The organism is Novipirellula rosea, assembly GCF_039541335.1.
In the GTDB taxonomy this organism is placed as follows: domain Bacteria; phylum Planctomycetota; class Planctomycetia; order Pirellulales; family Pirellulaceae; genus Novipirellula; species Novipirellula rosea.
The window spans coordinates 342454-361647 of record NZ_BAABGA010000018.1; the positions used below are offsets into that span (position 1 = coordinate 342454).

Here is a 19194-nt window from a genome sequence, read left to right on the forward strand (position 1 = left end):
GCCCAAACGGCTAACGAAACCCATCTGTCTCCAAAGCGAAGCTCTGCTATGCGGCACGGCGGTAAGGCGTTGCGACCGATGTCTCGGCCGGTGGGTCCGCTGGCTTATCGACGCGAGTTACCGTTTGGCGAGATTGCAATCGCCGCTGCCGCTCTTGTTTCCAGAGCAATTCGTCGTGATAGATTTTCACCACCCGGTGGACAATATCGACTTCCGCTGGCAAATGTCGTCTTAACTGCCCGGTGCGTTGGTACTCTTCGACCAGACTCTCAAGTTCATCTTGAATCCATTTTGACTCGATGCGGTTGGCCCAAAGTCGAAACGGTGTCTTGATCGTCGCCGCAACGAAAGGCTGCCACAGTGAAAACGTGGGGAGCGAGTCACCGCGGATATGTTCGGCTTCGCTCGCGATGCGTTCCAGCACACACGCCCATCCGGTGACGGTCAAACCCACCAATTCGGCCAATGCAGCTCGCGAGATCGAATCAAACGCGGCCGCTCGATTGTCAACGCTCTTTTGTAAATCGTAATGCTGAATCAGCACGTCATACTTTTGATTGGCAAAGCGAGCGCCATGCAGGATCGCTTCGCCAAGCCAACCTGGATTCTCGGCGAGCTGAAATACGACCTGCAACTCGCTGCGTTTCCAGTCTTCGAAAATGCTTCGGTAGGACGCTTGAACACTCCATTCGATCGGCTGATGCAGCACACGTTCTCGCTCGCCATGCGCGGTATGCAGCGGCTGCAGTGGATCGGTGAAATAGTGGCTTAATACGCCCGCCGCATGCGCCGCGTCGGTCCAACGATCGGTCCGCAAGTATTTCATCAAGCGGTCATACCATTGGTGGGCCACTCGTGGAGCGCCACCCCAGTATCCTTCGCTGACGTGGACAACGTGATTTTGATAATCACGAAAACGGTAATCGGGATCCGTTGCTCCGCGAAGATAGTGGTCATGGTAGCGCAGCAGCAACTGCGTCAAACGTATACCGCTGTCGCTTGCGACCAGGGGCAGTGCATCGATCGCGAAAAAGTGATGAGTGTTGCGGCAATGAATGGCTCGCAACAGCGAGAGCAGTGGTTTCATGATTCGGCAAACCTTCGTGGAACCAAACGCAGCCAAGGATGCTGCAAGAAGGTAACGCAGTTTGCCGATTTTGCGCGGGCGATGGCAAGACGAATCGGATCAAAATCTCGTGCAAGCCAGCTGAAACTCTAACGCGGCTTCGAGCGAATGATGTCACGGGTATTCCAAACCAAACGCATCACTTGTTCGGGACGCGGATCGGGGGCGACGCAGGTGAAATAGTCGGCGTCGATACCGAGCAAGCGACGGCGACGATCCGAGATGCCGGGGTCTACATCAAGAAAGCTATCGGCCATCTCAAAATCGCGATCCCATAGCACCGCGTCGGTCAACCGTTCGATCAACGTTTCCCAGCGTGGCAGATCATCCGAGGTGACCGCGGGCAACGCGGATGGATCACACGCCAAATCGGCTTCGCTGTGAAAATCTTCGCCTGGCTCTGCGGCTCGAAACAACGACTGGTACGCCGACAGCACCAAACTTCGCCACGGAGCAATATCGGTCACTCGTTCGTTCTGAGCATTTTCGCTGTACAAATCAATTTCGATCGCCACTTGATCACGCACTTCGACATAGATCGCTGCGATCGCGGCTTCGGTCGCGGCGGACAACGCCATAACCGACTCGGTATCGGTCAACAGATAGCGAGCGATATCGTGCAACAAACCGATTCGTTGAGAGGCGGTTAGCGAATCGTACACCGCGATCCCGGTTTGACATTCCGGCGCCATCGATGATTCATCCTCGTCATCGAAATGCAACAAGATGGCATCGATCATCGTGTCGATGGCCAGACTGACCAACGTTGCTTCGCTACCTCTTAACGTTCGATCTCCCCGGCTTGAGTGCCACATGCTACGTCTTGCTCCTTCGTCCCTGTTCATCACGATGTTGATCGCTATCGATCCATGTCGGCCTCGCGATCGACGCGAGACTTGATACGGAAAAAACAAGAGTGTGATGAACGCTGATGTGTACTACTGAAAAGTGGGCGTCATCATAATCGCTGGAGCGGTGGCCATGGTTGTCGATTTGGAAATTTTATTGCAAAGCGATTTAAGTCGTTTGCTGGTCAAAACCTAGAGCGTTTGATGACCGGGCGGTGGCCCCACGGCCCGGTCTGATCTTCTTTGGTAGCGCTCCGCTACGAAGAAAACGTGGGATTTACGAGGCGTGAGGCATCGCGTGGCCATCGAAGGCACGTCGTAGCGGACGAACACGTGGACGCTGGAACACTGCTTCATCGGCCCCGTCGGCGCGGCTCAGGTGAACATCCAATTGAGGAAACGGGATGCTGATCTCGTTGGCATCAAGATGGCGTTTGACTTCCACGGTTAACGCTTCCTTTAAACGAAAGAACTCTTTCGATGGCACCCACATCCGGACCAGCCAATCGACCGAGCTCGCCCCCAGATTACTCATAATGACGGCATGCCCCCGCGATTCGCCTGGAATGATCTCGCTTTCAAATTTCATCACCGCCGCAGTCAATGCGGCGCGAGTGGCGTCAATGTCAGCGGCATAAGCGACCCCCACCGCAACCTCGACGCGGCGATGAGCATGGTGGCTGATATTTTCAATGGTTCCGCCCGAGATCGAACTGTTGGGAACAACGATCCGGCGGTTGTCAGGAGTATCAAGCGTCGTGGTGAACAAATCAATTTCATTGACCTTCCCCATCACCCCGGCGGCGTTCACAACATCGCCTACTTTGAATGGACGAAAGACCAACATCAATACACCCGAAGCAAAATTGCTGAGTGTGCCTTGAAACGCCAAACCGATCGCAAAGCCAGCGGCGGCGAGCATCGCGGCCAATCCGCCCAGCGGAGCGCCCATCTTCGACAGCACCGCCCCGACCACGCCGAACATGGTGCAGTAAAAGACGATCCTGCCAACAAAAATCCCCAGTGTTTCGTCGACGCGGCGACGCACCGGTTTGCTGATGATCCTCGACAGATAGCTGGCGACTAGATAACCGAGAAAGATGACGGCCAGACCGATCGCAGCCAAAAACAATTGGGGTACCAGATACAACGTGATGTATTCCATCACTCCGGATACGTCACCATTGGTCACATCGCCGATGAAGTCTTCGGTCGCTTCGGTAAAGGACACGCGTGGCTCGCCTTTGCCCGTGTCCGTCACGACAGACTCGATCAACTTGGCGTCTTTGACTAAACCGTTTTCCACAACGAAATCCCTTCCTAAAAATCCCAATCAAGAGACATCCTCGAACGAGGGCACTCTCGGCCGCTGCTGACGGCCCATTGGTGTAGGTATAGAAAAAGACACCATCGCAAGTAAAGACGAACCCCAATGTGCGTGAAACAGCCAGCATGTGGTTGCTATCAACGCAAAAGCCTAGAGTCCTGTGAATGATTGACGTGTGCAAGCCTGGAAGCGACTCGAGTGTCGTTTCCTTTACGAGCAACGTCTACTTTACAGGCAAATAGATATCGGTGATCCGGTCACGCGGGGGTGTGGTCGCAGGGTCGTTGCGATAGATTTCGTAGGCATCTTGGCGAAGCACTTTTAGCTTTTTGTAGCGAGCATATTGGTAAGCACCGCTCCATGCGTTTCCCAAATTTTCGTAACTGCCGATATGCCGCACGCACAGCGCATTTCCGGCCGACAGATGACAGTGGGTCAATCCGGCGGCCATTCCGTCATCATTGGAAACGGCATAGCCGCCGGTAAAGCGAAACTCGTTTTGCTTCAGATCACAAGGGTGATACACGCTGATCATCGCCGCATCGAGCGATACGTCGGCTTGTTTTAGCTTCTCGGTCGCCGTCGAAAAAACACGCTCCATGGCGGGGCCCATGTGATTGAGCGGGGCCGCATCGCTAACGCCATAGACGTCGATTGGCGAAACGGATTGGACTCCCTGAACTTCGATTTTTGAGAGCACTTCGCCGGTTTCGAGATATTCACGCAACATTTTCAGTCCGCGGTCGTAATCCATCCCAATCAACGTCTGCATGTTGGCCCGCATCCAAAACAAGAACCATGGCAAACTTCCCTGCATTCGCCACGTCACCCTGGTTCCGACGTCGGTCGCTTCGAAATGAAATCCGACCTTCGACTTCGACTTGAACGGCTTGGTAAAGCGAATCTCGTCGCTGATTTGCCGGGGGCGGTCGAGTTTTAAATGTTCAAGTTCCCCCTCGCCAACGACCTCTCCTTTCCAGCGATAAATCGCCCCCACCGAATTAGCATTCTCGGAAACTGTCACCACCGCGTCGGGATCGATCCCCAGCCATGGCGACCACTTGGTCCAAGTGCCAAGATCGGCGACACCGTCGTAGACCGTTTCGGGCGGCACTGCGATTTCAATGGACCGCGACACTTCAAAAGCAGGCATCAGCGAAACTCACTTTAAGCAGAGAGGAAACCGAACACAGCAGGCAGACATGCAGGTGGCCCAAGTCTAACACGATTGAAAATGCGAATCCGCCGGCGGTGCAGCCGTCCCGTGCAAATAACGGGCTGCAACCCAAACGCCCTGCAATCAAACCGATCGCATACGTTTGTTTAGTCCGCCGTTTAATGCAGGCGTGGACAATTCGCCGGGAACACCGCAATTTGCCGGGACTCGCAATCTCGCCATCTCTGCCACGCGATCCCCATGTGGCGGTCATCAAGCCACTAAGCCGATTCTAGGCGGAACAGTCAATCCGAGCATGAAAAGGGTGCATTCCCGGTATCCCCCCGCTTGAATACCGCTATTTTAGAAGGGTCCGAAAGAACACTCCGACGCTCGTCAAACGGCTTCGAAAGCCCCCTGAGTTTTGCCCTCTAATTGAATGAGAGTTCACGCGATGACAGTCAAGCCCCCCACGCCGACCGGAACTGCACCCCAAGCCATGTCGCAAAAACAAACCACCGCCCCAAGTCAAACGACTCCCGTTGTGCAACAAGCCTCGGCACCTCAAGCGACTCCCGCCAAACCCACCGCTCCGCTGACTCAACCGCTATCGACAGAACCCGTAACCCGCGTCTCGCAATCGCCCGAGCGATATCACTGGCTTGGTGCTCATCTAGAAACCCGCGACAACGTCGAAGGCGCGCGCTTTGCCGTGTGGGCCCCGAACGCGACCGAGGTCAGCGTGTTGACCGATGGCAATGGCTGGCAACATGGCGCCGATTGGCTGACCGGCAGCGACTCAGGTGTATGGACCGGCTTTGTCCCGGGGGTCACCCATGGCACATCGTACAAATATGGCATCCGCACCAAACATGGCGAAGTCCTCCACAAGGCGGACCCATTTGCGTTTTACGCCGAGCATCCTCCGGCGACCGCTTCGATCGTGTACGACATCGATCAATACAAATGGGCGGATGAGGCGTGGATGGAAAAACGCAGCAAGAGCGAGTGGCTTCGCGAACCGATGTCGATCTACGAAGTTCACCTGCCGTCATGGAAACGACCTTGGGACGGACGTCCCTACCATACTTATCGTGAGTTGGCAGAGATGTTGGTCGAGCATGTCAAATCGCTTGGCTTCACGCACATTGAATTGATGCCAATCACCGAGTTTCCCTACGACGGATCGTGGGGCTACCAAGTCACGAGTTACTTTGCGCCGACGAGTCGCTTTGGTGAACCCGATGACTTCCGCTATTTCGTCGACTATTGTCACCAAAACGGCATCGGCGTGATCATCGATTGGGTGCCTGCCCACTTCCCTTATGACGCGCACGGTTTGGCTCGTTTTGATGGCACAGGGTTGTATGAACATGACGATCCCAAGCAAGGTTTCCATCCCGATTGGAAGACCCACATCTTCAATTACGGTCGCCACGAAGTCCGCGACTTCCTGCACGCCAGCGCTCGATTTTGGCTGAAGGAGTATCACATCGATGGGTTGCGAGTCGACGCGGTCGCATCGATGTTGTATTTGGACTATTCACGAAACGATGGCGAGTGGGTGCCGAACTGTTTCGGTGGCAACGAAAACTTTGAAGCCATCAATTTCATGAAAGAGATGAACACGCATCTGCATGCCGACTTTCCAGGCGCGATCACGTTTGCCGAGGAATCGACATCGTTTGGCGGCGTTTCTCGTCCTGTTTATACGGGCGGTCTTGGCTTTGGAATCAAATGGGACATGGGATGGATGCACGACACGCTGGAGTACATGAAACGCGACCCCATCCATCGCAAGTACCATCAAAATGAATTGACCTTCCGTTCGGTTTACGCTTACAGCGAAAACTTTGTGCTGCCACTTTCGCATGACGAAGTGGTTCACGGCAAAGGATCGTTGATGTCGCGAATGCCCGGCGACGATTGGCAAAAATTTGCCAATATGCGATTGCTGTTCGGGTACCAGTACGCGGTACCGGGCAAGAAGTTGATGTTCATGGGTTGCGAGTTCGGCCAGTGGTCCGAGTGGAAATATGAAGAGCAACTCGATTGGGCGTTACAAGAACACCGACTGCACGGCGGTTTGCAGCGATTCGTGGGCGATTTGAACCGCTTGCACAAAGATTACCCCGCGCTACATGAACTCGACTGCGACCCCGCCGGGTTCTCGTGGATCGCGGCCGATGACGCTGCAAAAAGCATCTACACGTTCTGCCGTACATCAAGTGACGGGCAACAAGTCGTGGTGGTGGTCAACTTCACCCCGTCAACGCACGCGGATTACCGTGTCGGAGTCCCCGAAAAAGGGGCGTATGTCGAGATTTTGAACAGCGATGCGGAAGTCTATGGAGGCAGTAATTTCGGGAATTTGGGGGCCAAGGAAACAATTGACCAAGAAAGTCACGGTCGCCCGTACAGTCTCGAGCTGAACATTCCTCCGCTAGCGATTATGATGTTAACGCTCGACAAACCTACCTAACCCGCTTCGTTGGGTTAGCCCCTCCCCTACCCCAACCTGCTGCTAGGCGTTTTATGAGACTTTGCTGCATCGCTGCGTCCCTGAGTTTGCTCGTTTGTGTTTCGGCCGTGATGGCGGCACCGCCATCGTTTGATGATCCCAATCCTCAGCACTACAAATTCTCGACGCGAGCGAGCGAGATTGATTCGCGAGTGAAGGCTCATCCGGAAATCAACTTTCTGATTGAAACCGACAAAGGCAAACCTGCCGATACTCAACACGCTTCGGTGGACACACGCGTCGCCCCTCGGGGCGAGTTGGTGATTTGGTTGATGGGGCACAACAGCGGGCTTTTCGATCGGCTGAACAGCTACGGACTGCACGCGATGCAAGTCCATTATGCGAACAAATGGTTTGGCATTTGTTGCCAAGAAAAACCGGTCAGCGAACATTGCCGCGGCAATATTCGATTGGAAGCTGCGACCGGCGAAGACTTTAGTGACGAGGTCGATATCCCTAAACCCGATGGGATGATGCAGCGTGCCACCCAATATGTGAAATGGCTGGCTAAAAAACATCCGCAAGGCAAGTGGGAACAATTCCTTAGCGAAGACGGTAAGGATTTGCGTTGGGACAAGGTGATCATTTCGGGATCATCCCACGGTTCCACCACCGCCGCCCGCTTTGCCAAGCATGTCAAAGTGGCTCGCGTCGTGGCGCTGTGCGGTCCACGCGACCAATATCAATCGTGGCAAGCGTTACCCTCGGCCACGCCCGAGAATCGTTACTTTGGTTTCTCGCATGTGCTCGATGGCGGCTGGACCGCCGACCACTATTGTCGCAGCTGGGAGTTGATCGGGATGCACAAGTTTGGCCCGATCGTGAACGTCGACAAAGTGAAATCCCCTTATCAAAACACGCGTCGGCTGATCACCGACTTTGATGTCAAAGGAGATGCCAACGCGGCTCACAGCAGCGTTCAGCCTGGCGGCCGGGCTTATAAAGACAAAGCAACCGGCAAATTCATGCACGAAGATGTTTGGCGTTACCTGTACACGCATCCGGTGGATGTCGTGGGCGAAGCCACTGCGATGGACAGCAGCTGCAATAAAGAGCAACAGCAGTAGTCCGAGTTAGCGACTACAGCAGCAGGATGTCGAACATCAGCGACACGGTCACTGCGTCGTCGGTTCCGAGCGTTGCCGCCGAGCCGACGTTGTGCTGGATCGTGGGCATGTCGGCAAAGTAGGTCACACCAATGGTCATCCCGACGTCATAGCCGCAGAATTGATCGCGGGTCGTAAACTCGGTCTCGATCGTGTACGTCGTCTTGCTGAGCTCTTCACTGTAGCTGGCGGGGACCGCCGACGGCGTGGCCCAATAGCTGGCGTCCATGTCGTAGATACCAACGTTCAGCTTCAAATTACTCGCCCGTCCCAACAGATAGCCATCCCAACCGGTGACCACTTTACCGCCTTGGAAATCGGTGTCGAGCTCTTCTTTGAACAAACGCAGCGAACCATCATCGAGCTCAAAGTCTTGGTCAAACGCCATCAAGCTATACGCCACTCCGGCCGACAGCCCGCCAAAGCGAGTTTTCCAGGTATCGCGAATGACCAAGTCACCCCCGTAATGTTGAACATCACTATCGAAGCGTGGCGAGGCGCCCGATCGCAAGATGTTGGATCCATCCATCGGGTTGGGAAAGTTGATATCGCCATTGTTTCCGTCGCTCGATGATCCGGCGAACGCATAGAAAATGTTGCCTTCGAAACTCGTGCGTGTCCCCAGTGCCCGGCGAACCGCGTCGAGTCGAACGATACCACCGAACTGATCCTGATCGTCAAAAAATGCGGATCCACCGCTGCTGTTGGTTCCCATTTGATACTCGGGAAGCGATGCGATCCAAGACCCTTTGCTCAGAGTCAAATCAAACGGAGAATTGCTGATCGTGCTCTGGCCGTATGACTGACTTGCGGTACAGACGGCCAAGCCCAACAGGAGGTAGGAAAAAAGAATTCGCATCGTTTGGTAAACCTGCCTATTTATTCTCAACAATCAAAACGGTAACGGCGACCCGGCCTTTATTTGCTATCGAACTTTGCTGAAACGGGATGCAGTTTCTTCACATCAGAACGTCCCGACATTACGATGTCCGAAACGGATGATGTGTTTTGTGTTGACCCTAAGTAATGGGGGTATCGATCCGGTTATCACGATTGCCGATTCTTTAACGATTGCGACCGACCTTGCGGCCACTGGTGAAGCGGCAGCCGATAGCAATCCGCGGCAAAATCGCGTTTACCGGATCAAATCGACCACACACGCAGCTCACGCCCCTTTTGCAGGCTGTCCCCCTTTTCACCCTCGTTTTTTGCCCCTCGCTCGTTTCCCTTATTACCTTTGAATCCAGGCGATCCGTGACATCGACATCTGCAGCCCAAGAGCATGAGCGGCCACGGTTCACGTTTGGTGAAAATTGGCGATCGTTTTTAGAGCGACTCGATGACAAGCGGGTTACCGAAGCCGAGCAATCGCTTCAGCAGATGCTGGGCAATTCATCGCTTGCTGGCAAACGATTTTTGGATATCGGCAGTGGCAGCGGCCTATTCTCGCTGGCGGCCCACAACCTAGGCGCCGACGTGGTCTCGATCGACTATGACCACGACAGCGTCGGATGCACGCAAGAATTGAAGCGGCGATTCGCCCCGCACGCATCCAATTGGCAGATCGATCAAGGCTCGGTGCTCGACCAAGCTCGGATCGAGTCGCTTGGTACGTTCGACATCGTCTACTCGTGGGGCGTGCTGCATCACACCGGCGAGATGGATCGAGCGATTGAAATTGCCGCCAATGCGACCCAACCCGGTGGTCAACTTTTTTTGGCGATCTACAACGACCAAGGCGGCGCGAGTCGACGCTGGCTAAAGATCAAACAGACCTACAACCGCTTGCCAAAACCACTGCGTCCTCTGTGGGTTCTTGCCATCGCGTCGTGGTATGAGTGCAAGTTTGCTCTCGCCCGGCTTGCTCGTTTGCAGAACCCCTCGCCGCTGAAAGATTGGAGGGCGAAACGCGAGGACCGCGGCATGTCGGCTTGGCACGACTGGGTCGATTGGGTCGGAGGGCTGCCGTTCGAAGTCGCCAAACCCGAGCGGATCATCATGCCGCTGCGGCAACACGGTTTTGTGCTCAATCAACTCAAGACCGTCGGCAACGGCTGGGGATGCAACGAATACGTGTTCGAGCGACTGGAGACGAACAAATGAAGTCACCCGTAGTCTGTAGTGGATCTTGCTAAAGATCCCTCGCGTAGCCGACTCATTGGCTGAAGGATCTTTAGCAAGATCCACTACCGAAGCGGGCTAGTTCCCCGTCTGCATCATCTGTTTGACAAACGGAATCACTTGCTTGTTGTACGTGAAGCCTGCGGTATCGCCCGCATCGACAAACTTTTTGACCAATTTTCCATCCGCGTCGTAAATCAAAACTGCGGGAATTGAATCGAGATCCAATTCGGAATAGATCTCATCGCTCTCGGTCGTGCTGATGTAGTTAGGAAAGGTTGCCCCGACACTGGTGACAAACGCAACGACTCGTTCCTCGTAGTGTTTCGGTGGCCGCGATTTTCGTCCATCGAAATCGACATCGACCGAGATGCACTGGACTTTGTCGGCGAACTGTTTATCCAATCGCACCAAGCCAGGAAACTCTTCTAAACAAGGGCGACAGGAGAGCGACCAAAAGTCGACCACGGTGATCTTGTTGGTTTTGGCGATGCGGTCTTGAATTTCGTCCAAAGATCCGTACAGAATTTCGGGCGACGCTGTTTCGGACGCCTCTGCGACAGGCGGCTTGTTGCTGATCTGCACGTCGGGCATCTCCAAACCGCCGTCACCTCCGGTCTTCGGCAAATTCGTGCTCGCTGGTGGGATGTCCCCGGGTGGCAATTCGAGCTGCCCCGGTGGCTCCGATGGCGCCGGTTCATTTGGCGTCGCCACTTGTTCTGTGGGCGTCAGCGTTTCAGGCGGAGAAACCGTGGGCGATTCCTCCGCGGCTTTCCCACATCCCAGACAGGAAAAAAGGGTGATCAACGCAAGCAAATTCAGACTGTTTCGCCCAGATTGCGAAAAGCGAACGATTAAGTGATTCTTTGGCATCCGAAGTTCTTTCATTCTTCTATAATCAGGTTCCGTGTCCCCCCACGCCCGCGTGTGCGAACGCCCAAAGTCAATGCAATGAATACCGAAGCAATGGACATCGAAGCACAGTGCGACTGCGATGGAAATAGGGTGCTGTGGGGTTAACACGATGATTGTACCGGTGTGACCGTGTTGCGGGTACGTCATTCTGACAAAGGTTTTCCAGGAAAGAACAATAGGCGATCTCAGCGTGGAGCGTACCGAATCAACCACCCATTTGGTCATTGCCTCGAAAGAGGGCAACAATGATGCGCTCGGCCAGCTGCTCGAGCGTTATCGGGGGTACCTTTTGATGTTGGCGCATCGCTTTCTTTCGGAGCGATTGCGACGCCGGATCGATCCCGCCGATATTGTCCAGTTGACGTTTCTGGAGGCCAAACGTGACTTGGCCTCCTTTCGCGGCTCGAGCCCAGCGGAATTTGCAGCCTGGCTACGGGGGGTGCTGAAAAACAACGTCGCTTCGGCGGTGACCCGCCATGTGACGACGCAAAAAAGGTCACTCAAACGCGAAGTCGATGGAAACAAACCGTCACCGAACGATTCCGGCGGCGGTGCGTGGATCCAACAATTACCAGGCAGCACAACCAGTCCGAGCGGGGTCGCGATCCGCACCGAGGCCACGATGGCACTGCTGGAAGCGCTGCATCAATTGCCCGAAACTCAGGCCGAGGCGATCCGGCTCCGCTACATGGAAGGGCTGCCGTTGGCGGAAATAGTCGAGCGGATGGGCAAAAGTGACACTGCGGTGGCGGGTTTACTGAAACGTGGACTGCAAAAACTAAGAACGATCTTGGACCACGACATGAGCCCATGGCTGTAAAAAACACAACAAATGACGGCATCGGCACCGTTTTCGACGCGGTCGGCAGCGGCACCCTGAATCAATCCTCGCCAAACTTTACCGCGCCCTACTGGGGCATCCCTTTGAGCCTGAGTTAGAATCGACACCGTCTTTGCCCTCCTTTTCCATCTTGTGTCACGATCTGTTATGGCTGACAACGAACCTACCGCAGACCCCGTGGACGAAGCCTTTGCGGCTTACCTGCGTTCGTGTGATGCCGGTGAGTTAACCAGCCGAGAGGACTTTTTGAAGCAGTTTCCTGACGTTGCCGGACAATTAAAGCAATTGATGGAAGCGGCCGACCTGCTCGGCCAAGTGACGATGGCATCGGGATTGTCATCGCATCGAGCGAGGGTCCAAAACGGCGCCGACACGGTCGCCATCACCTCGGCGGTCGGCGAGCAATCGGATGTCGATCCAGCGATCACGCTGCCGATGGCGAACCGATCCAAGAACGACCCAGGCCCGACTCTGCCGTTTGATTTGGGCGATTACGAACTGCAAGAAGTGCTTGGCAAAGGCGGTATGGGGATCGTCTATCTGGCGAACCAAAAACAACTCAACCGCATGGTCGCGGTCAAGATGATTCGCGGTGGCATGTTGGCGGATGAATCGGATGTGCGGCGGTTTTATACCGAAGCCCAAGCCGCGGCCCGCCTGAGCCACCCCGGGATCGTTCCGGTGTATCAGTTTGGTCAACGAGCCGGCCACCATTTTTTTTCGATGGCATACATTCGTGGCAGCGACTTGCAGCGGAAAATTTACGCCGAAACACTCCACCCCAAACAAGCCGCTCGCTATGTTCGCGATGTGGCACGCGCGATCGACCACGCGCATCACAAAGGGGTGCTGCATCGCGACCTAAAACCCGCCAACGTGCTGATCGACGAATATGACGAAGTCCATGTGACCGATTTTGGGCTCGCCAAACACATGGATGCTGACAGCAGCGTGACCGGTACCGGCGCCGCACTGGGGACGCCTCACTACATGGCTCCGGAACAAGCCGGGGGACTGAGCGATCGAGCCAATCGGCAAAGCGACGTCTACGCGATGGGCGCGATTTTGTTTGCGTGCTTGACCGGGCGTCCGCCGATCGTGGGCGACACCGTGATGCAAACGTTGTTGGATGTCGTTCACAATCCTGCCCCCCCCGTACGCTACTTTCGCTCGGATGCCCCGGTCGACATCGAAACGATCGTGGCGAAATGTTTGGAAAAGAGTCCACAGAAACGCTACGAGTCGGCTGGAAAACTTGCCGATGACCTTGATGCCTTTCTCGAAGACCGTCCGATCAAGGCGCGGCCTCGCTCGCTGCCCGTCAAGGTTTGGCATTGGCTCGAAGGGGTCCCCTTGGTCGCTGCCGTCTCGGGACGCCGGATGGTCAGTGCATCGACGTCGCATCGCCGCTTTCAAGCAGTCATGTTGCTGCTGTTGTTGCTGACTCCCTTCGTGGCGGTCGGATTGTCGGTGCTGTGGCACAAGCACAAAGAATCGATGCCGAGTTTTGTTCGCATCGGCGGTGGACTGGACGATGGCGTCTACAACACGGTGTCGACGACGATCGCAGAACGGTTGGCCGAGCGATACCAAGTCACCAGCTCGGTCGCCACCAGCAATGGGTCGCTGGAGAACCGATCACGGCTGCTAAGCGGCGAAGTCCATCTCGCGCCGATGCAGGCGTCGGCGATTAGCGGAAGCGACCTGTGTGTCGTCGCCCCGTTGTTCTTTGAAGTCGTTCATCTGTTGGTGCGTGAGGACGCGAACATCCAAGAGCTCAGCGATCTGAAAGGCCACCGCATCGCCGTGGGCCCGATCGGCAGTGGATCACGCGAGGCGACCGAGATGGTGTTTGAATCGCTTGCGATCACGCCCGACATCGCGCCCCGCGAGGTGATGGCGTGGAAAGAATTGGAATCGGATTCGGCCCCCGATGTCGCGGTGATCTGCGTCGGTTTGGGCAGTCCGCTGATTGCCAATCTGATCCGTAGCCATCGCTGGGAACTGATGCCGATTCCCAATCCAATCAAAATTGCGTTGCAACACCCCACACTGCGTCCGATGACGATCGATGCAGGCGATTATCCGGAGGTCGAACTTCCCGACGAAGGCGTGGCCACCGTCGGAACCACGGCGTTTTTAGCGGCCCGCACCGACACCCCCTCGGAATTGGTAACCGCGACGCTCCGCACGCTGTACGAGCCTCCGCTGTTGTGTGCCGGATTGATCCCGCGAAAACATGCGGCCGAATGGCAAGGCTTAGCACTGCACAGTGCCGCACGCCGATTTTTCGAAGTCAATGAAACGACGCCTTAGGATCGAGCGAGAATCAACCGCAGCGTGTGTGCCTTGATGATTCGCATCGTCCTTAATGATTCGCATCGGCCGAGGCGACATCTGCGGCTTGGACATGTCCCCAGCGATCGCCACACATTCTGCGTTGCCCCCCGCTCTTCTGCGACGGAGGCACACGAGAGGCCAATGCTTCCATGTAGTCCAATCGCTCTTCTTCGCTACTGAATTCCAGCGGCCGGATGCTTTGCAATTCGGGCACCGAACGGATGCCATGACGCTCCATAAACACGACAAGGCCATCGATCATCGAACGCACAATATCGGGTCCTTCGCGATAGACCGCCGACGAGACCATGGCAACATCGGCGCCGGCCAACAGAACCTTGATCACGTCGGTCGCATTGCTCACGCCGCCACACGCCGCGATCGGCATCGCCGGACAAAAAGCATGGACTCGCATCACCGATTCAAGCAGATGCGATATTTTCCCGCTGGGGGTCAGGCACCAATCGGTGCTCATTTGCAACGTATCAAGCGAGATATCCACTTCGGGTGAACGGCCAAACAAAACCAAGCCCTGGATTCCCGACAGCAAGCGAACGGCCAAATGGCTGAGGCTGGTGTATTCGCGACTTAGTTTTAGGAACAACGGAATCGAGATCGATTGTTGAATAATTTGAACCGCCTGGACGAGCGAATCCTCGATCTCGCGTGCATCCGAAAATTCAGCCGGAGGTGGATGACGCAAATTCAATTCGATCGCACTCGCCCCAGCCTCTTGTAACGCCCCGGCGTAATCGAGCCAATGACTGGCGTTGTCACCATTCAAGCTGGCAATCACCGGCAGCGCCGTCTGGCGACGAGCACGCCGAACGATCGACAAGTAAGTCTCGGCATCATTGCAGAACGAATCTACCTTGAATCGCTGGGCCCGCGCGAGCACTTGGGTATCACGCGCCGTCAATCTCTGGCCATTTTTTTGGTTCCAAAGCAATACTTGCTCTGCGAACAACGATGGCAACACTACCGCTCCGGCCCCCGAAGCATCGATGGCAACACGCATCTGTTCTTGCGCCGTCAACGGACAAGCCCCGATGACCACCGGCGAACGCAAACTCAATCCACCATAATGCGTTGTTAAATCGATACTCATTTAGGTTGCCCCCATTTTTGAATGGCTTTCATGTTCACATGTGAAGACCCACAAACCGCAAGGCGACATCCAATGCACACTAACGCGAACGGCAGATCGGGTCTATTGTATCTCGTCGCAACACTCACCGCCAACATTGTCCGCTCAGCGAACTAATCTATGGACGATATTTCCGGAATCACAACCGACCTGCTGCTCGTGCTGACCGCTGGCTTGATCGCAGGCGCCGTGTGCAAACGTATCGGTGTTTCGATGCTGGTCGGCTACTTGGTGGTCGGCGGGGTGATCGGCCAAGGCGCACTGGGGTTCGTGAAACAGCAAAACCACGAGCTCGAAGCGTTGGCGGAACTCGGAGCATTGCTGTTATTGTTCGCCGTCGGAATCGAATTTTCGCTCGAAGAACTGATGCGGTTAAGCCGCTACTTTTTGCTCGGTGGTGTCGTCCAAATGACACTCGTCGCCATCCCGCTAGCGTTGATCTGCATGGCGATGGGAATGAGCGTAAACGGGGCCGTGCTGGCCGCGTCCGCGGTCGCACTGAGCTCGACGGTGTTGGTATTCAAGGCGTTAGCCGAATGGGGCCAAGCGGCATCGGCCTCGGGCCGCCGCGCCATTGGAATTCTACTTTTCCAAGACGTTGCATTAGTGCCGCTAATGCTGCTGATCCCGCTGCTGACTCACCATGGCGAGCCGCCTTCGCTGAATGCGTATGCGCTGCTCGGCGGCAAATCGCTGGTTTTTGTGATTAGTGTCGGCATGGTCTATCACTTCGTTCGCCGTTGGCTTGTGCCGGAACTGGCCCAACTCCGCAGCGTTGAACTCGTCGTCCTGTTTGCCGTTTGTCTGTTAGGTGGTGTTTGCTGGATCGCCCACCACTTGGGCTTGCCTTCCGCCGTGGGCGCGTTGGCCGCTGGGATTGTGCTAAGCGGAAATCGGCTTAGCAAGCAAATTGACACGATCGTATTACCGTTTCGCGAGACGTTCGCCGCAATCTTTTTCGTCACGCTCGGCACCCTTTTGAATCCGCGTCAATTTTTTGATGAACCGCTGCTGATCTCATCCGGAGTGCTGTTAATTCTGCTGATCAAAGGGGCGGCTGCGGCGATTGCATTGAGATTGGTAGGGTTACGCACCAAAGCCGCAATCGGCATGGGATTGGGGCTGGCTCAAATGGGCGAGTTCTCGTTCCTACTGCTTTCCGAAGGAGTGAAACAGGAGCTACTCAGCCCGATCGCCTACAACCGCTTGCTGCTCATCGCGTTGGGAACGCTAATCTTGACGCCTCAATTGATCCAATTTGGACTCCGCTGGTCGGGCGAGGAGCAATACGAGCACGATGAACACGACCACCACGGGTTGATCAACGACACCAGTCGGCATGCGATCGTAATTGGCATTGGGCTGATTGGACGCCAGATCAGTTCGCAGCTTGAGATGAAGGGGATTGATGTTCGGCTTGTCGATTTTAGCCCAATCAACCTGCACCTCTTCGCCCAACAAGGATTCCATACGGTCACCGGCGACGCTCGCGATCCACAAGTCCTGAGGCGAGCGGACGCTGCGAACTGCAACCTTTCGGTCGTCAGCGTTCCCGATGACGCGGCCGCCAAAGAGATCGTCGCGGCGCTGCGGTCGCTGAACGCCGACTCTACCATCCTGGTTCGCTGTCGTTACCAGGGGAACGTCACAGCCATGCGGCGAGCCGGGGCCAACGGGATCGTCAGCGAAGAGGGCGAGGCGTCCGCGGCGCTGCTGCGGTGGTGCGAACGTTTTGTGCAACCCAAAGCATGACCATTCGTAGCCGGTAGCGACCGTTTTGCGTAGCAAAACTCGCGCGAGACGCGAAGCCAATAACTGGCGTCGCGGCTCTTGTAATCAACGAAGCCGATCGTCAATCAAGGCTTTTGACGACGACGTAGTAAGCGCCGAGCTCGCCTTCGCTGATCTCGAAGACTGGAGCCAAGCGATACGATCCCTTTTTCAGTTCGGTGACGAAGCTGACTTCCTTGGCACCGGCGGCCACCGGTTTGCGATCGAGATCCTTGTCGTCGATTCGCAGGACCGCATGGGTAGCATCGATGGCGCTACCCGGCGTGGTACGAAACGCCTGTGTGGCGCCGGGAACATTTTCGCCGGCGGGAAGCGAAGCGTTGATGGATGCGCCCGACTCGGCGGGCCAACGCCGCAGCGAGACCTGGTATTTTCCATCACGAACCACCTTCACCGCCCAGTGTCCCTCGTGCGTCAGCTTCTCGGATTTCGGGTGTTTCCGGTCAGCCGCGCGGATCGAACCTTGATGCCACGGTGGATAGATCTCTTGAATCCAATCGTGAGCGGTCATGCTGACCACGGGGTGATCGGGGTGGCCGAGGTAGATCTCGGTGGTCTGAGAAAACGTAGGCTTCAATTCATCCCACCACTTATCGTAGAACTCTCGCATCGTCGCGACGACTTCGGGATGCTCTTTGGCGATGTTTTTCTTCTGGCCCGGATCGACGGTGATGTCGTAAAGTTCCTTGCCATTGATCAGTCGATACTTCTGCGACATCACTGACGAACCACGCCATTTGATCGGATCGCGGACACGCTGAGAATCACTGATCACAAAACGCTCGGGCCAATCGACGTCTTTGGCCGGATCCAGAAGTGCGGCGATCGAGACCCCATCGAACTTCACGCTCTCCGGCTTTTTCAGCCCCGTCATTTCGAGCAGCGTCGGGACGATGTCCACGGCATGCGTTAATTCATCAACGTCATGTTGTTTGTCGATGCCGCCGGCTGGCCAATGCAGGAAAAACGGCACGCGGTGACCGCCTTCGTAGGGACTGCCCTTTCCGGCCTTCATTCCTGCGTTATAAATTTTCGCCCCGCTGGCCGTTCCGTTGTCGGTGGTAAAGACAAAGATCGTGTCGTCAGCGATCCCAAGCTCTTCGATCAACTTGCGGGTCTTGCCAACATTGTCATCGATATTGGTGATCATGCCATAGAACGCGGCAATGTTGTCGGCCTGGTCTTGATACATGTCCAAGTATTTTTGTGGACAATGCAGCGGACCGTGAGGCGCGTTCGTAGCGATGTAGGCAAAGAATGGCTTCTTCTCTTTTGCACACTTGCTGATGAACGCATTCGCCTGATCAAAGAAGACGTCGGTGCAAAAGCCTTCGGCCGGAACGATCTTGCCGTTGTGAAAATAGGCACCATCAAAGTAGGCATTGTCCCACACGTCCGGCGTCTGCCCGATGCCGCCGCCGCCATGCCGATAGACTTCGGTGAATCCGCGATCTTCGGGACGATAAGGATAGTTGTCGCCGAGGTGCCACTTTCCGAACATGCCGGTTTGATAGCCAGCGTCGCTGAACATTTGCCCGACCGTGACTTCGTTTTCTCGCAGCATCGATCGTCCCATGATCGTGTGCCAAACCCCAGTGCGGTTGGTCCAGTGCCCTGTCAACAGCGCCGAACGCGTCGGGGAACAGGTCGGAGCGACGTGGTAATCGCTCAGCCCCGAACTTTCCGACGCAAGCTGATCGATGTTCGGCGTCTTGATGATCGGGTTGCCGGTGCACGCCAGATCGCCATAGCCTTGGTCGTCGGACATAACGAACACGACGTTGGTAGCCGACGCGGCAAGCGTCCCCGAGAAAAAGAGCCCAAAGCTGAGCACGGCAATTCGAAGTTTGAAAGTCATGAGTGGTGGCGACTACGAATAGGAGTTTGAAGACAAGAGAGGCGTTGTCAGGTTGACGTGGATTGTACCGTCAAAACCCAACCGCCGCTTTATAGAA

The 19194-nt window shown here is 55.6% G+C and carries 15 protein-coding genes; 7 read left to right on the forward strand and 8 right to left on the reverse strand.

What is annotated here, in order from left to right:
• Nucleotides 1-46: 46 nt before the first annotated feature.
• From ABD971_RS07855 to ABD971_RS07870, 4 genes are all read right to left on the reverse strand, one after another.
• Complete coding sequence (locus ABD971_RS07855) at nucleotides 47-1087, reverse strand: phospholipase C/P1 nuclease family protein (RefSeq protein WP_345320939.1); 1041 nt, start codon at nucleotides 1085-1087, stop codon at nucleotides 47-49.
• A 128-nt stretch (nucleotides 1088-1215) separates the two neighbouring features.
• Nucleotides 1216-1941: a hypothetical protein gene (locus ABD971_RS07860; protein ID WP_040764695.1), complete on the reverse strand. Its 726-nt coding sequence runs from the start codon at nucleotides 1939-1941 to the stop codon at nucleotides 1216-1218.
• A 310-nt stretch (nucleotides 1942-2251) separates the two neighbouring features.
• Entirely contained in the window at nucleotides 2252-3250 is a 999-nt protein-coding gene (locus ABD971_RS07865; protein WP_339938539.1) for a mechanosensitive ion channel family protein, read from the reverse strand.
• A 274-nt stretch (nucleotides 3251-3524) separates the two neighbouring features.
• Nucleotides 3525-4454, reverse strand: a complete 930-nt coding sequence (locus tag ABD971_RS07870) for an SRPBCC family protein (RefSeq protein ID WP_339938478.1) — start codon at nucleotides 4452-4454, stop codon at nucleotides 3525-3527.
• Between the two features lie 457 nt (nucleotides 4455-4911).
• Between ABD971_RS07870 and glgB the strand changes: the two genes are divergently transcribed.
• Together glgB and ABD971_RS07880 are read left to right on the forward strand one after the other, a co-directional pair.
• Nucleotides 4912-6939 (forward strand): 1,4-alpha-glucan branching protein GlgB, encoded by a 2028-nt coding sequence (glgB, locus tag ABD971_RS07875; protein WP_345320946.1) that lies wholly within the window; start codon nucleotides 4912-4914, stop codon nucleotides 6937-6939.
• Between the two features lie 110 nt (nucleotides 6940-7049).
• Nucleotides 7050-8045 carry a BPSS1187 family protein gene (locus ABD971_RS07880; RefSeq protein ID WP_345321069.1) on the forward strand — a complete coding sequence of 332 codons (996 nt, stop codon included), beginning with the start codon at nucleotides 7050-7052 and terminating at the stop codon, nucleotides 8043-8045.
• 13 nt (nucleotides 8046-8058) lie between these two features.
• On the opposite strand, the gene ABD971_RS07885 is transcribed toward ABD971_RS07880, so the two are convergent.
• Nucleotides 8059-8943: a hypothetical protein gene (locus ABD971_RS07885; protein ID WP_339938474.1), complete on the reverse strand. Its 885-nt coding sequence runs from the start codon at nucleotides 8941-8943 to the stop codon at nucleotides 8059-8061.
• A gap of 395 nt (nucleotides 8944-9338) precedes the next feature.
• Here ABD971_RS07885 and ABD971_RS07890 point away from each other — a divergent pair, with 395 nt between their 5' ends.
• Complete coding sequence (locus tag ABD971_RS07890; protein WP_345320949.1) at nucleotides 9339-10187, forward strand: class I SAM-dependent methyltransferase; 849 nt, start codon at nucleotides 9339-9341, stop codon at nucleotides 10185-10187.
• A 96-nt stretch (nucleotides 10188-10283) separates the two neighbouring features.
• Here ABD971_RS07890 and ABD971_RS07895 read toward each other — a convergent pair whose 3' ends face one another.
• On the reverse strand, nucleotides 10284-11078 hold the full coding sequence (locus tag ABD971_RS07895) for a TlpA family protein disulfide reductase (protein WP_345320951.1): 795 nt from the start codon (nucleotides 11076-11078) through the stop codon (nucleotides 10284-10286).
• A gap of 232 nt (nucleotides 11079-11310) precedes the next feature.
• On the opposite strand from ABD971_RS07895, the gene ABD971_RS07900 reads away from it, so the two are divergent.
• The 3 genes from ABD971_RS07900 to ABD971_RS07910 are packed head-to-tail and all read left to right on the forward strand — an operon-like array spanning nucleotide 11311 to nucleotide 14277.
• Entirely contained in the window at nucleotides 11311-11940 is a 630-nt protein-coding gene (locus ABD971_RS07900; protein WP_339938468.1) for a sigma-70 family RNA polymerase sigma factor, read from the forward strand.
• A complete protein-coding gene (locus ABD971_RS07905) occupies nucleotides 11931-12059 on the forward strand; it encodes a hypothetical protein (protein WP_345320953.1) in 129 nt (42 codons plus the stop codon). The genes ABD971_RS07900 and ABD971_RS07905 overlap by 10 nt, the downstream gene beginning before the upstream one ends.
• 49 nt (nucleotides 12060-12108) lie before the next feature.
• Nucleotides 12109-14277, forward strand: coding sequence for a serine/threonine-protein kinase (locus tag ABD971_RS07910; RefSeq protein WP_339938466.1), 2169 nt, complete (start codon nucleotides 12109-12111; stop codon nucleotides 14275-14277).
• A 52-nt stretch (nucleotides 14278-14329) separates the two neighbouring features.
• On the opposite strand, the gene ABD971_RS07915 is transcribed toward ABD971_RS07910, so the two are convergent.
• Complete coding sequence (locus ABD971_RS07915; protein ID WP_339938464.1) at nucleotides 14330-15409, reverse strand: dihydroorotate dehydrogenase-like protein; 1080 nt, start codon at nucleotides 15407-15409, stop codon at nucleotides 14330-14332.
• A gap of 159 nt (nucleotides 15410-15568) precedes the next feature.
• Between ABD971_RS07915 and ABD971_RS07920 the strand changes: the two genes are divergently transcribed.
• The gene (locus ABD971_RS07920) at nucleotides 15569-17200 is read left to right on the forward strand and encodes a cation:proton antiporter domain-containing protein (RefSeq protein WP_345320956.1); all 1632 of its coding nucleotides are present in this window, start codon (nucleotides 15569-15571) and stop codon (nucleotides 17198-17200) included.
• Nucleotides 17201-17300: 100 nt separating this feature from the next.
• On the opposite strand, the gene ABD971_RS07925 is transcribed toward ABD971_RS07920, so the two are convergent.
• Entirely contained in the window at nucleotides 17301-19097 is a 1797-nt protein-coding gene (locus ABD971_RS07925; protein WP_345320958.1) for an arylsulfatase, read from the reverse strand.
• Nucleotides 19098-19194 lie beyond the last annotated feature (97 nt).